Here is a 12,831-nt window from a genome sequence, read left to right as displayed (position 1 = left end):
CCGCGTGATCAAACCTTCTTAAGCAAATCCTCGATGTCGTCCATCGTCACCACGCTGATCGCATCAGCGTCGGGGGCAATGCGCTTGACCATGGGGGTGAGGACCTTGCCGCCGAATTCGACGAACTGGGTGACCCCCGCCTCGACCATCGCCAGCACCGATTCGCGCCAGCGGACCATGCCCGTCACCTGCGCGACCAGCGACGCGCGGATCGCGCCCGGATCGGCGATCGCCGCGGCATCGACGTTGGCGAACACCGGCACCAGCGGCGCTCCGATGCGCGCGTCGGCCAGCGCGGCGTCCATTGCGTCCGCAGCGGGCTGCATCAGCGGGCAGTGGAACGGTGCCGACACCGGCAGCAACACCGCGCGCTTGGCGCCCAGGTCCTTGGCCAGCGCGACCGCGCGTTCGATCGCGGCACGGTGGCCGGAAATCACGACCTGCGAGGGGTCGTTGTCGTTCGCGACGGTGCAGACGAACTGCTCACCGCCCTCCGCCAGAATCGCATCGACCGCCGCCCCGGCGATCACCTGCGCCTTGTCGCGATCCGCGCCGAGCAGCGCCGCCATCGCGCCCTCGCCCACCGGCACCGCCGCCTGCATCGCCTGCCCACGCAGTTTCAGCAGGCGCGCGGTGGTGGACAGGTCGAACGCCTGCGCCGCGCACAAAGCGCTATATTCGCCAAGGCTGTGACCCGCGACGTAATCGGCCTTGTCGGCGAGCGACACGCACCCTTCCCGCTCCAGCACGCGCAGCGTCGCGATGGCGTTGGCCATGATCGCGGGCTGGGCATTTTCGGTCAGGGTCAGATCGTCCGCGGGTCCTTCGACCATAAGGCGGAACAGATGCTGGCCCAGCGCCTCGTCGACTTCGCCGAACACCTCGCGCGCCACGGGACTCGCGTCGGCCAGCGCCTTGCCCATGCCGACCGCCTGGCTGCCCTGGCCGGGGAAGATGAATGCCCGCATCTGGACTCTCCTTAATTCGCAGGAGGGCGCCACTAGGGCCGCGGCGGGCCTCACGCAACCTGAACGAAGATCGCGGAGTTGCGACACCTTGCGACCGTTTTGACGGATCGGTGGGAGAGGCGTGCGACAGGTGGCGCCCATATCTCCTTCCGACGCCACGAAAAACGGCGCCAGTATCCAATGCATGTTCAACGGGAGTATGAACGATGAAGAAGCTGATCCTGAGCGCGATCGCCGCCACGCTGGTCGCCAGCCCGATGGTTGCCAGCGTCGCCGAAGCCGCGCCGCAGCAGCGCACGGTCACTACCGTCAAGGAACGCGCCAACGGCCGCACCGTGGTGACGACGCGCACGACCGAAACCCGCGGCTGGCGCGCCGGCCAGCGCTTCGATCGCCGTCGCGCGGCCAACTATCGCATCGTGCGCGACTACCGCACCTATCGCCTCGCCCCGCCGCCGCGCGGTGCCTATTGGGCGCGCTCGGGTCGCGATGCGGTGCTGGTCCGCAACAACGGCACGGTCATCCGCGTGATCCAGCGCTCGTTCCGCTGAGCCTGGCCGTTCATCAGGCGGGCCGTTAAGCCTTGCCTTTTGGCGCGAACCCGTTAGGGGACGCCACATCCGGGGTGGAGAGCCAGTCTCTCCGCCCCGGTTCGTATTGCGATTTGAGTGAGAGCGATACGGGGACGACAGCCGGAGGGGCGCCGCATGGGGCGGCGTCAGCGATCGGCCAACGAAGGACAAGGCATGGCTCTGTACGAGCACACGTTCCTTGCGCGCCAGGATCTGGCACAGGCGCAGGTGGACGCGCTGGCGGAAACCGCCACGAAGATCATCGAAGATAATGGCGGCAAGGTCGTCAAGACCGAGACCTGGGGCCTGCGCAGCCTCGCATATCGCATCGCGAAGAACCGCAAGGCGCATTACGTGATGCTCGAGATCGACGCCCCCGGCAACGTGGTGGCCGAGCTGGAGCGCCAGACCCAGATCAACGAGGACGTGATCCGCTACATGACCGTCAAGGTCGACGAGCTGGAGCAGGGTCCGACCGTCATGATGCGCAAGCAGGAGCGCGACCGTGAGCGTCGCAGCGACCGTGAAGGCGGCCGTGACGGCGCCCCCCGTGGCGACCGCGGCCCGCGTCGTGACCGTGAAGAGGAGGCCGCATAATGGCTCGCCCGTTTTTCCGCCGCCGCAAGTCGTGCCCGTTCAGCGCCAAGGATGCGCCCCGGATCGACTATAAGGACGTCCGTCTGCTCCAGGGCTTCGTGTCCGAGCGTGGCAAGATCGTTCCGTCGCGCATCACCTCGGTGAGCGCCAAGAAGCAGCGCGAACTCGCCCAGGCGATCAAGCGCGCCCGTCATCTGGGCCTGCTGCCCTACGTCGTTAAGTAAGGAGTCCGATCCATGGACGTCATTCTGCTTGAGCGCGTCGAGAAGCTCGGCGCCATCGGCGACGTAGTGAAGGTGAAGGACGGTTTCGCCCGTAACTTCCTGCTGCCGAACAAGAAGGCGCTGCGCGCCAACGAAGCCAACCGCAAGGTGTTCGAGGCGAACCGCGCCCGCATCGAGTCGGAAAACGCCAACCGTCGCGGCGAAGCCGAGAAGGAAGCGGTCAACTTCAAGGACGTGTCGGTCACGCTGATCCGTCAGGCGTCGAACACCGGCCAGCTGTACGGCTCGGTCGCGGTGCGCGACCTGGTCGAGGCGCTGGTCGCCGATGGCCACAAGGTGACCAAGAGCCAGATCGTGCTCGACAAGCCGATCAAGTCGATCGGCCTGTACGACGTGCGCGTCGCGCTCCACCCGGAAGTCGCCGTGACCGTCAAGGTCAACGTCGCCCGCTCGCCCGAAGAGGCCGAGATGCAGGCGTCGGGCGTCGATGTCATGGCATCGATGTTCGAGCGTGACGAAGCCGGCTTCACCGAGGATTACGATCCCAACGCCGAGCCGGGCGCCACTGCCGAAGTGCAGAGCGACGATCGCGCCGAAACGGAGCAGGCGCAGGGCTAATCCCCCGCGTCGGCGATCGCCGATCCAAGAAAAAGGGCCGTCCGGTGCGTACCGGGCGGCCCTTTTTCGTGCGTCCGACATACCGCCGGCAGGTCCGGCGACCGACGCCTCAGGGGCAGGTCACGCAGGCGCTCACGACCGCCGCCAGCGGGATCAGGGCCAGAACGACGGGAAAAATCTGCTTCATCATCGGGTCCTTGCGATTCCCAATGCCCAATGCGCACCCGATGCAAAGGTTGCGTGTTCGTGAACAGCCGCCGCCCTCGGTGTCTCGGGTAAGTCATGTTCCTTTAACCCGGGGCATTAACGTCCATGAAAGTCCGCACCGATATGGACACATTCATGGGTCTGCATTCTCCTGCTCGATTTCGCGTGGAACCGGATACCGCCCGGGGTGTCACCTACATCACTTTGTCGGGATTCTTCCTGTTGCCCGACGTCGCCGCCTTCGATCGGGAATGGGCGCAGGCACATCGCCTCCTGCGCTGCGCGCCCAATGCGCATCTGACGCTCTGCGATATTTCGGACATGAGCATCCAGTCGCAGGATGTCGTCAACGCCTTCACCACCATCGTGCGCGATCCGGTGCGGCAGGGCCGGCGGCTCGCGATGGTCGTCGGCATGTCGCTGTCCCGCCATCAGGCCAAACGCCTCAATCCGCCCGATCGCGAGGGCGTCGCCCATTTCTTCAGCCGTGCGGAAGCGGAAGCCTGGCTGTTCAGCGACGATCGAACAGACGCTCAATATCGCCATGCGCCAGCTTCACCCATGTCGGCCGACCATGGTTACATTGGCCCGAGTGCGGCGTAGCCTCCATCTCGCGCAGCAGCGCATTCATCTCGGCGACGCCCAGCACCCTGCCCGCTCGCACCGACCCATGGCAGGCCATCGTGCCGGCGACCGCATCCAGCCGCTCGCGTAGCGACAGTGCCTCGTCGAACGCGGCGAGTTCGTCCGCCAGATCGGTGATGAGTCCGGACGGATCGGCCTGACCCAGCAAGGCCGGCGTCGCGCGCACCAGCATCGCCGTCGGCCCGAACCGCTCCAGCTCCAGCCCCAGTTCGGCGAGTTCGCCGATCCGCGATTCGAGGCGGTCGCAGGCAGGCTCGTCCAGCTCGACCACTTCGGGGATCAGCAGCGCCTGTGCCGCCACCCGCCCACCGGCCAGCCCCGCGCGCATGCGTTCGAGCACCAGCCGCTCATGCGCGGCATGCTGGTCTACGAGCACCAGCCCGTCCTCCGCTTCCGCGACGATATAGGTCCGCGCCACCTGACCGCGCGCGACGCCCAGCGGATGGGCGACGGTCGATGGCGGCAGCGCATAGGCCGGCTCGGCGCGCGCGGCGGGGGGCGGCGGGGCGAACGTCGGGCGGGCATCGTTAACGTAGCGCTGCGCGAACAGCCCCGCGCCATCCGCCGCTCCAGACGCAACGCCCCCCATCGCCGGCGCGGCCCACGCCTCGCCCGCCACCGCGCCCGCGGGATGGGGCGCTACCGGATCCGGCCGCCACATCGCCAGCGCATCCTCGGCCGGCCGCTGCACGCTGCGGTGCCCGGCCGCATCCAGCGCGCGCCGCAGCCCCGACACGATCATGCCGCGCACCATCGCGGGATCGCGAAAGCGCACCTCGGTCTTCGCGGGATGGACGTTCACGTCCACCTCCGCCGGCGGTACGTCGAGGAACAGCGCCACCACGGCATGCCGATCACGCGGCAGCATCTCGGCATAGGCGCCGCGGATTGCGCCCATCAACAGGCGATCGCGCACGGGTCGGCCGTTAACGAACAGATATTGGTGGTCTGCGACACCGCGATTGTAGGTCGGGATGCTCGCCACCCCGCCCAGCACGATCGGCCCCGAATCGGTCGGCCGCTCCAGATCGATCGTCACCGCATTGTCGGCGAGCGCCCGGTCGGTCAGCCCGGCTACGCGTGCCGGCCGGTCCTCGGCCAGCATCGCGGCGAGCGCGCGGCGGCCGTCATGCTCCAGTGTGAAGGCGATATCGGGCCGCGCCATCGCAAGCCGGCGTACCGTATCGAGACAGGCGGCATATTCGGCACGGGGCGAGCGCAGGAACTTGCGCCGCGCCGGCACGCGCCCGAACAGATCCTCGACGATCACGCGCGTCCCCGGCGGCAGGGCTGCGGGCCCTTCGCGCGCGACGACGCCATTGTCGACCGTCCGCGCCCAGCCCTCCGCGCCGCGGACGCGGCTTTCGATCGTCAGCCGCGCGACACTGGCGATCGAGGGCAAGGCCTCGCCGCGAAAGCCCATGGTCGTCACATTTTCAATGGCTTCGTCGGGCAGCTTGGACGTCGCATGCCGTTCGAGCGCCAGCGCCATGTCGGCCGGTGCCATGCCACAGCCGTCGTCGACCACCTCGATCCGCGCGAGCCCGCCGTTCGCGAGCATCACCGCGATGCGATTCGCACCGGCGTCGATGGCGTTTTCGACCAGCTCCTTCAACGCGCTGGCGGGCCTTTCCACCACTTCACCGGCGGCGATGCGGTTGACGAGATGTTCGGGCAGACGGCGTATTGACACTGCGCAAGCTCTATACCAAGCGGACGCATCCCGCGAGCCCTACGCAAGACGTGACGAACCTCCTGGCCGACACGGCCTGCGACGGATGAAGCGGTACTTTTTGTGCGTCCCGAACACGGAACCCTGCGCTCCATGGCTCTCCCCCGCTTCTTCAAATTCATGTCCCACGACATGGCGATCGATCTCGGCACCGCGAATACGCTGGTGTACGTCCGCGGGCGCGGCATCGTGCTCAACGAGCCGTCGGTCGTCGCGGTCGAGACGATCAACGGCGTCAAGCGGGTGAAGGCGGTCGGTGACGACGCCAAGCTGATGATGGGCAAGACCCCGGGGTCGATCGAGGCGATCCGTCCGTTGCGCGATGGCGTCATCGCCGACATCGACGTCGCCGAAGAGATGATCAAGCACTTCATCCGCAAGGTCCACGGCCCCCGCAAGTTCGCGCGCTGGCCGGAAATCGTGATCTGCGTGCCGTCGGGCTCGACCAAGGTCGAACGCCGCGCGATCCGTGACGCCGCGTCGAACGCCGGCGCCAGCCAAGTCTATCTGATCGAGGAGCCGATGGCGGCTGCGATCGGCGCCGACATGCCCGTCACCGAACCGATCGGCAGCATGGTCGTCGACATCGGCGGTGGCACCACCGAAGTCGCCGTGCTCAGCTTGCGCGGTCTCGCCTACACCACCTCGGTGCGCGTCGGCGGCGACAAGATGGACGAGGCGATCGTCAGTTACGTCCGCCGCAACCACAACCTGCTGATCGGCGAAGCCACCGCCGAGCGTATCAAGCAGGAAGTCGGCATCGCCCGGCCGCCGGTCGACGGCATCGGCAAGATCATCCACATCAAGGGCCGCGACCTCGTCAATGGCGTGCCCAAGGAGATCCAGATCAATCAGGGCCAGATCGCCGAGGCCTTGAGCGAGCCGGTCGCGACGATCGTCGAGGGCGTGCGCGTCGCGCTGGAAAACACCGCGCCGGAACTGGCGGCGGACATCGTCGACCAGGGCATCGTGCTGACCGGCGGCGGCGCACTGCTCGAAGGGCTGGACGAGGTGTTGCGCGACGAGACCGGCCTGCCGGTGACCGTCGCCGAAGACCCGCTGACCTGCGTCGCGCTCGGCACCGGTCGCGCGCTGGAGGATCCGATGTTCCGCGGCGTGCTGCAAACCGGCTGAGCGCCCGCAACGACGTAACGGCTGACCCACACTTACAGGACGGGGGACCCGGCGCATGGCGCCTGCCCGCGACCGTCGCACCGGTTTTTCGCGGCGACGGCAATATTCGACGTTCATCGGCTACGTGCTCGCGGTGGCGGGCGCGGTGGTGGGGGCCGTGTTGCTCGTCGTGTCCACGGTCCACCCGCCGGCGTTCGGCACGGCGCGTATGGCCGTGGCGAGCGTCACCGCACCGATCGCCGGCGTGCTCGATGCGGGGGTGGATGCCATCGCCTCCGTGCCGCGCGCGATCGGCACGTGGATCGGCGTGCATGGCGAGAATGCGCAGCTTCGCGCCGAAGTCGCGCGCAGCCGCGCGCTGCTGACCCGTGCGCGGATCATCGCCTATGACAATCGTCGCCTGCGCGCGCTGCTGCGCGTCCGTGACCGTACGCCCGAAGTCGTCATAGCCGCGCGCCTCGTCGGATCGACCGCCAGCAGTGGGCGACGCTTCGCGCTGCTCAACGCCGGGCGCTTGCAGGGCGTGCAGCCCGGCATGCCGGTGCGCGGGCCGGATGGCCTCGTCGGCCGCGTCCTCGAATCCGGGCCGATCGCCGCGCGCGTGCTGCTGATCACCGATCCCGAAAGCCTCGTCCCCGTCCGCCGCACCCGCGACGGCGTCGCCGCGATCGCGGCAGGGCGCGGCGACGGACGCGTCGATATCCGCTCGGTCGACGCGACCAACGTGCGTTTCAATCGCGGCGACATGTTCGTGACCTCGGGCACGGGCGGCCTGTACGCGCCCGGCGTTCCGGTGGCGCAGGTCGATCGCAACGGCATGGACAGCGTCGTCGCAACGCCGTTCATGGCCCCCGATGCGCTGGATTTCGCGGTGGTCGAGCGCCCCTACGTCCCGATGCCGCCGCCCCCGCCGGCCCGCCCGGCGGTGCCGTGATCCGGTGACGACCCGCAATTCGATCGACTATCGGCCCTTCCAGGCGCCGCTGCCCCCCGGGCGGGCGCGCGCGCTCCCCTGGGTCAGCGTCTTGGCGGCATCGACGCTGACCGCCATCGTGCCGGTGGTCGCCAGCCTGCCGTTGATGCCACCGCTGGGGCTGATCCTGCTGCTCAGCTGGCGCCTGCTCGCGCGCTTCGCACTGCGCCCCTGGGCCGCGGCGCCGCTCGGCCTGTTCGACGATCTGGTGAGCGGCCAGCCACTGGGATCGGCGATGCTGCTCTGGTCGCTCTGCTTCATCGCGATCGAATTGATCGAGCAGCGCCTCGTCACCCGCGATTTCTGGCAGGACTGGCTGATCGCCAGCGGCGCGATCGTTTTTTGCACCGCAATCGGCCGCTGGATCGCGGTTCCCATCGGCGCGCACGTCGATACTGTGCTATTGGCACAGACCATGATCTCCGTGATGCTGTTCCCCCTGTCGGCCCGTCTGGTCGCCTGGATCGATCGCAAGCGAGGGCCGACCGCGTGAAGCGTTCCTCCCGGATCGTCACCGAAGCGATGCAGGCATACAGCTTCTCGCGTCGGGCGTGGCTGCTCGGCACCGCGCAGGGCGCCGTCGGCGTCATGCTCGCCGGCCGCATGGGCTATCTCGCGATCGCCCAGAACGAGAAGTACAATCTTCTGGCCGAAAGCAATCGCGTCAACCTGACGATGATCCCTCCCCGGCGCGGCTGGATCGTCGATCGTCATGGCGCCGCCATCGCCGACAATCGCACCGATTTCCGCGTCGACATCATCCCCGATCGGCTGGAGGGCGGCGACGCGGGTCGCGATCGCGTGCTCGCCCGGCTCGCCACGCTACTCGACCTGCCGCCCGACGAGGTCGAGCGGATTCGCATCGACCTGAAGGGGGCGGCGGGCTTCCAGCCGGTGCAGGTGGCGGAAAACATCAGCTGGGATCGCTTCGCCGCGATCAGCCTGCGCCAGCCCGAACTGCCCGGCGTCGCACCCACGCGCGGCTTCGCGCGCAACTACCCGGCCGGCGCCGCGGTCGCGCACCTGACCGGCTATGTCGGCGCGGCCAACGCCGAACAATATAAGAAGACGCACGACCCCCTGCTCGTCACACCGGGTTTCAAGCTCGGCAAGGATGGCCTTGAAAAGCAGCTGGAAAGTGAACTCCGCGGCACGCCGGGCGCGAAGCGTGTCGAAGTCACCGCACGCGGCAAGGTCGTCGCCGAACTGCCCACCCGTGCCGACGTCCCCGGCAAGACGCAGAAGTTGACGATCGACGCCGGGCTGCAGGAATATGCCGCGCGCCGGCTCGGCACCAATTCGGGCTCGGCGGTGGTGATCGACTGTCGCACCGGTGAGATGCTCGCGATGGTGTCGATGCCCGCTTACGATCCCAACAGCTTCTCGGACGGCATCAGCCATCTCGAATGGAAGATGCTGTCGGATAACGATCACGTCCCCTTGATGAACAAGGTGACGCAGGGGTTGTACCCGCCGGGATCGACGGTGAAGCCGATGAACGGTCTCGCGCTGCTCGCCGCGGGCGTCGGCGCGCACGACCGCGTCGTCTGCTCGGGCGCGATGCGCGTCGGCACCGGTGTCTTCCACTGCCACAAGCGTGGCGGCCACGGTCCGCTCGACCTGAAGGGCGCGATCGAGCAGAGCTGCGACATCTATTTCTACGAGATGATCCGCCGTGTCGGCTACGACAAGATCGCCCCGATCGCGCGGATGATGGGGCTGGGGCAGAAGTTCGATCTGCCACTGGCGACGCAGCGTTACGGCACGGTGCCAGATTCTGAATGGAAGCTGCGGAAATATAAGACGAAATGGACCGTCGCCGACGGCCTGAACGCGTCGATCGGCCAGGGCTATGTGCTCGCCAACCCGTTGCAGCTCGCGGTCATGGCGGCGCGGCTCGCGTCGGGTCGCGCGTTGCAGCCGAGCCTGCTTTCGCATCACGTCCACCTCGACTCACCGGCGCTGCCGCTCGCCTCGGAGCATCTCGCGATCGTGCGCGACGCGATGTACGGCGTGGTGAACCAGGGCGGCACCGGCGGTGCGGCGCGGCTGCTGATCCCGGGCGTCGCCATCGCGGCAAAGACGGGCACCGCCCAGGTCCGCCGCATCACCATGGCGGAACGGCGCGCGGGCGTGCTCAAGAACGGGCAATTGCCCTTCAAGCTGCGCGACCACGCTTTGTTCGTCTGCTTCGCCCCTGCCGACAATCCCCGCTATGCCGCCGCGGTGGTGCTCGAACACAATGGCCACACCGTCCGCAATCTCGACACGCCGATGATCGGCCGCGACATCATGACGTGGCTGTTCGATCGCGACCGCGCGATGAAGAGCCTCGCTGACGTCGAACCCACCTGGGGCGGCGACATCAAGACGCGCATGGCCGCCGAAGCCGCCGCCTATCGCGCCGCCCAGGCGCCGCAGCCCGCGGCCAACGCCACCAAGACCGATTCCACCGTCCCCAGCGATTCGGATGCTGTGGAGGCGGCGACCGATCTCGCCAATGCGACGCAGGCGGCGATGGGCCCCGCCGTCGCCAACGGCGACGTGCCGAGCGACACCGATTCTCCCGACGACGCCGCGGGCAACACGCAGTGAGCCGTGGCCATCTGATCCCCGATCCGATCGCGCGGCTGCCCTGGCGGGTCATTTTGCTGATTATTGCGATCGGCACCTTCGGCCAGATCGTACTCTATTCCGCCGCCGGCGGCTCCCTACAACCCTGGGCGCTGTCGCAGGGCGTCCGCTTCTTCATCCTGCTCGGCATGGCGCTGGCGGTCTCCTACGTGCCCGAACGCGTCTGGCGATCGGCGGCGTTGCCGGCCTATGTCGTCATCGTCATTGCGTTGGTGCTGGTCGAACTGGTCGGCGCCGTGCGCGGCGGCAGCCAACGCTGGCTCGACGTCGGCATCAAGCTGCAACCGTCCGAATTCATGAAGCCCGCCATCGTGCTGGCCTGCGCGCGCTTCTACGACATGCTCCCGCCCGGCGAGACGCGGCGCTTCGGCGCGATCTGGCCTGCCTGCCTGTTGATCGGCATCCCCGCCGCGCTCATCGCCAAACAGCCCGATCTCGGCACCGCGCTGATGGTCACCGGCGGCGGTATCGCGGTGATGTTCCTGGCGGGCGTCCCGATGCGCCTGTTCGTCGGCGGCGCGCTCGGGATCGCGGTCGCAGGCCCCCTCGCCTTCCAATATGCGCTGCACGACTATCAGCGAAATCGCATCCTCATCTTCCTCGATCCCGAAAGCGACCCGCTCGGCACCGGCTATCACATCAGCCAGTCCAAGATCGCAATCGGGTCGGGCGGATTGTGGGGCAAAGGCTTCCTCAACGGCACACAGAGCCACCTCGACTATCTGCCCGAAGGCCATACCGACTTCGTCTTCGCGACGATGGCCGAGGAATGGGGCCTCGTCGGGGGCTGCCTGCTGATCCTCGCCTTCCTGCTCGTGATCCGCTGGGGCGTGAACGTCGGCCAGCAGGCGAACACGCGCTTCGCCCGCCTCACCGCGGCGGGTCTCGCCACGACGATCTTCTTCTACGTCGCGATCAACCTCTCGATGGTGATGGGCCTGGCACCGGTCGTCGGCATTCCGTTGCCCTTGGTCAGCTTCGGCAGCTCAGCCCAGCTTACCGTGCTGTTTTGCCTAGGTATTTTGATGTCGATCGACCGCGAAAATCGCCGCCGCGTTCGCTGGTAAGCGAAAAAATCCGCCGCAACGCAAAAAAGGGTTTGCACGATCCGAAACGCCTGCTAATTGGCCGCCTCCCGACGGGGCCGGCGCCTCTCCAAAGCGCCACCAAACAGGCCAGGTCATGGACGCATAGCTCAGTTGGTAGAGCAGCTGACTCTTAATCAGCGGGTCCTTGGTTCGAGCCCAAGTGCGTCCACCACCTCCTTTTCTTCACTATGAATGACTTAAGTCCGCCTCGGCGGCGAGCCGGAGCCTGGTCGGTCTCTCGCTGTGATCATTTTTGTGTCCTTGACCGGGGTTGATGCCCGAGGGTCGGGCCGGAGCCTTTGTGCCCTCGAAAATCAGCTGGTCTGCGTAGGGCTGCAAATGCTTCGTCGACATGTGCGCGTAGCGGCGCACCATCGCTTCCGATTTCCAGCCACCCAGCTCCTGAAGCACCCAGGTGGGCACGTCATTCTGCCGTAGCGAGCTCGCCCAGGTATGGCGCAGGTCGTGCCAGCGGAAATCGGCGATGCCGGCCCGCGTCGAGGCAGCCCGCCAATGCCGCGTATTCACCTGCCCGATCGGACGCCCGGCATAGGTGAATACGTGCTCGCACTACTTGCCCATCTGCCGCTCGAGAACCGAGACCGCGAGATCGTTGAGCGGTACGCCCAGCGCCTCGCCATTCTTGGTCTCCCCGTGCTCGATCGTGACGATGCGGCGGGTGAGATCGACTTGATCCCAGGTCAGCCTCTTAATATTTCCCTGCCGCAGCCCGGTGGCGAGCGCGAACAGCATCAGGTCCTGCTGATGAGCCGGGAGTTCCCCGAGGAGACGATCGACCTGCGCATGAGTCAGCCAGCGCACCCGAACCTTGCCGTTCCTCGTGTAGGTCTTGAACGTTGATCGACAAGGGCTACGATGCGCCGTTATCTACGTGATGCCAGAGCCGTCCCGTAATTCCCGGACGGCGAAACCGCAAACGCACGATCCGATATGATAAAGACAGATACCGCGGCCGCCACTTGATCGAGAACGCCTTCTGCCGTCTCAAGGACTTCCGCCGTGTCGCTACCCGCTACGATAAGCTCGCCGTCAACTTCCTCTCAGGCGTCGCCATCGCAACCGCGCTCGCATTCTGGCTCTGATTGAGTCTCAGCCGTAGCATCCTCCATAAACCGACAATCCTATCAAGACGTCGGCCTAAGGTCTTGCGCGCCTAAGCAAGCTTGATTTCCCGATGCTTCACTGCCCGGCTGTCGCACAAGCAGGCTCAGGACGATGATACAGCCAGCCGCCGGTATCAAAGTGGCGATGACCGGCAGCAGGTTGCCCCCCTCGACAACATTATTGGGCACCCCATGCGACACGGCAGCGATGATCACTGCATGTCAATCGGCGTCCAAAAAGGACCCCCTATCGGCGTCCAAAAGGGACCCCGTTTGTCGAGCGGTGTGACGGGTATGGCGGGCGTGCCGTTCGCG

12 protein-coding genes, 1 tRNA gene and 2 pseudogenes are annotated in these 12,831 nt (G+C 66.9%); 12 read left to right on the top strand and 3 right to left on the bottom strand.

Going from position 1 to position 12,831, the window contains the following annotated elements:
• Positions 1–8: 8 nt before the first annotated feature.
• Positions 9–968, bottom strand: a complete 960-nt coding sequence (gene fabD / locus GGR47_RS10890) for an ACP S-malonyltransferase (RefSeq protein ID WP_147034647.1) — start codon at positions 966–968, stop codon at positions 9–11.
• Positions 969–1,174: 206 nt separating this feature from the next.
• On the opposite strand from fabD, the gene GGR47_RS10885 reads away from it, so the two are divergent.
• From GGR47_RS10885 to GGR47_RS10865, 5 genes are all read left to right on the top strand, one after another.
• A complete protein-coding gene (locus GGR47_RS10885; protein WP_017979032.1) occupies positions 1,175–1,519 on the top strand; it encodes an RcnB family protein in 345 nt (114 codons plus the stop codon).
• Positions 1,520–1,714: 195 nt separating this feature from the next.
• The gene (rpsF, locus tag GGR47_RS10880; RefSeq protein ID WP_017979033.1) at positions 1,715–2,137 is read left to right on the top strand and encodes a 30S ribosomal protein S6; all 423 of its coding nucleotides are present in this window, start codon (positions 1,715–1,717) and stop codon (positions 2,135–2,137) included.
• Positions 2,137–2,361 (top strand): 30S ribosomal protein S18, encoded by a 225-nt coding sequence (gene rpsR / locus GGR47_RS10875; RefSeq protein ID WP_007403456.1) that lies wholly within the window; start codon positions 2,137–2,139, stop codon positions 2,359–2,361. The genes rpsF and rpsR overlap by 1 nt, the downstream gene beginning before the upstream one ends.
• Before the next feature lie 12 nt (positions 2,362–2,373).
• The gene (rplI, locus tag GGR47_RS10870) at positions 2,374–2,979 is read left to right on the top strand and encodes a 50S ribosomal protein L9 (RefSeq protein ID WP_017979034.1); all 606 of its coding nucleotides are present in this window, start codon (positions 2,374–2,376) and stop codon (positions 2,977–2,979) included.
• A gap of 312 nt (positions 2,980–3,291) precedes the next feature.
• The gene (locus tag GGR47_RS10865) at positions 3,292–3,789 is read left to right on the top strand and encodes a hypothetical protein (RefSeq protein ID WP_167509672.1); all 498 of its coding nucleotides are present in this window, start codon (positions 3,292–3,294) and stop codon (positions 3,787–3,789) included.
• On the opposite strand, the gene mutL is transcribed toward GGR47_RS10865, so the two are convergent.
• A complete protein-coding gene (gene mutL / locus GGR47_RS10860) occupies positions 3,698–5,524 on the bottom strand; it encodes a DNA mismatch repair endonuclease MutL (protein ID WP_147034645.1) in 1,827 nt (608 codons plus the stop codon). The genes GGR47_RS10865 and mutL overlap by 92 nt on opposite strands.
• 132 nt (positions 5,525–5,656) lie before the next feature.
• Here mutL and GGR47_RS10855 point away from each other — a divergent pair, with 132 nt between their 5' ends.
• The 6 genes from GGR47_RS10855 to GGR47_RS10830 all read left to right on the top strand — a co-directional run bounded on the left by GGR47_RS10855 (position 5,657) and on the right by GGR47_RS10830 (position 11,564).
• Positions 5,657–6,697, top strand: a complete 1,041-nt coding sequence (locus GGR47_RS10855) for a rod shape-determining protein (RefSeq protein ID WP_018250722.1) — start codon at positions 5,657–5,659, stop codon at positions 6,695–6,697.
• A gap of 55 nt (positions 6,698–6,752) precedes the next feature.
• Positions 6,753–7,631 (top strand): rod shape-determining protein MreC, encoded by an 879-nt coding sequence (locus tag GGR47_RS10850; RefSeq protein ID WP_147034644.1) that lies wholly within the window; start codon positions 6,753–6,755, stop codon positions 7,629–7,631.
• 4 nt (positions 7,632–7,635) lie between these two features.
• Entirely contained in the window at positions 7,636–8,163 is a 528-nt protein-coding gene (gene mreD / locus GGR47_RS10845; protein WP_017979040.1) for a rod shape-determining protein MreD, read from the top strand.
• Positions 8,160–10,265: a penicillin-binding protein 2 gene (gene mrdA / locus GGR47_RS10840; protein WP_147034643.1), complete on the top strand. Its 2,106-nt coding sequence runs from the start codon at positions 8,160–8,162 to the stop codon at positions 10,263–10,265. Before mreD ends, mrdA begins: the two co-directional genes overlap by 4 nt.
• On the top strand, positions 10,262–11,371 hold the full coding sequence (rodA, locus tag GGR47_RS10835) for a rod shape-determining protein RodA (RefSeq protein WP_147034642.1): 1,110 nt from the start codon (positions 10,262–10,264) through the stop codon (positions 11,369–11,371). Before mrdA ends, rodA begins: the two co-directional genes overlap by 4 nt.
• A gap of 117 nt (positions 11,372–11,488) precedes the next feature.
• Positions 11,489–11,564, top strand: a tRNA-Lys gene (locus tag GGR47_RS10830).
• A 14-nt stretch (positions 11,565–11,578) separates the two neighbouring features.
• On the opposite strand, the pseudogene GGR47_RS19375 reads toward GGR47_RS10830, so the two are convergent.
• Positions 11,579–12,214, bottom strand: a pseudogene (locus tag GGR47_RS19375) (site-specific integrase).
• Between the two features lie 86 nt (positions 12,215–12,300).
• Here GGR47_RS19375 and GGR47_RS19140 point away from each other — a divergent pair.
• A pseudogene (locus GGR47_RS19140) lies at positions 12,301–12,495 on the top strand (IS5/IS1182 family transposase); the annotation flags it as partial.
• Positions 12,496–12,831 lie beyond the last annotated feature (336 nt).

This window comes from Sphingomonas aquatilis (assembly GCF_014196115.1).
Taxonomy (GTDB): Bacteria; Pseudomonadota; Alphaproteobacteria; order Sphingomonadales; family Sphingomonadaceae; genus Sphingomonas; species Sphingomonas aquatilis.
The sequence above is the reverse complement of the archived record's forward strand: the minus strand, read 5'-3'. Positions and strand labels throughout refer to the sequence as shown.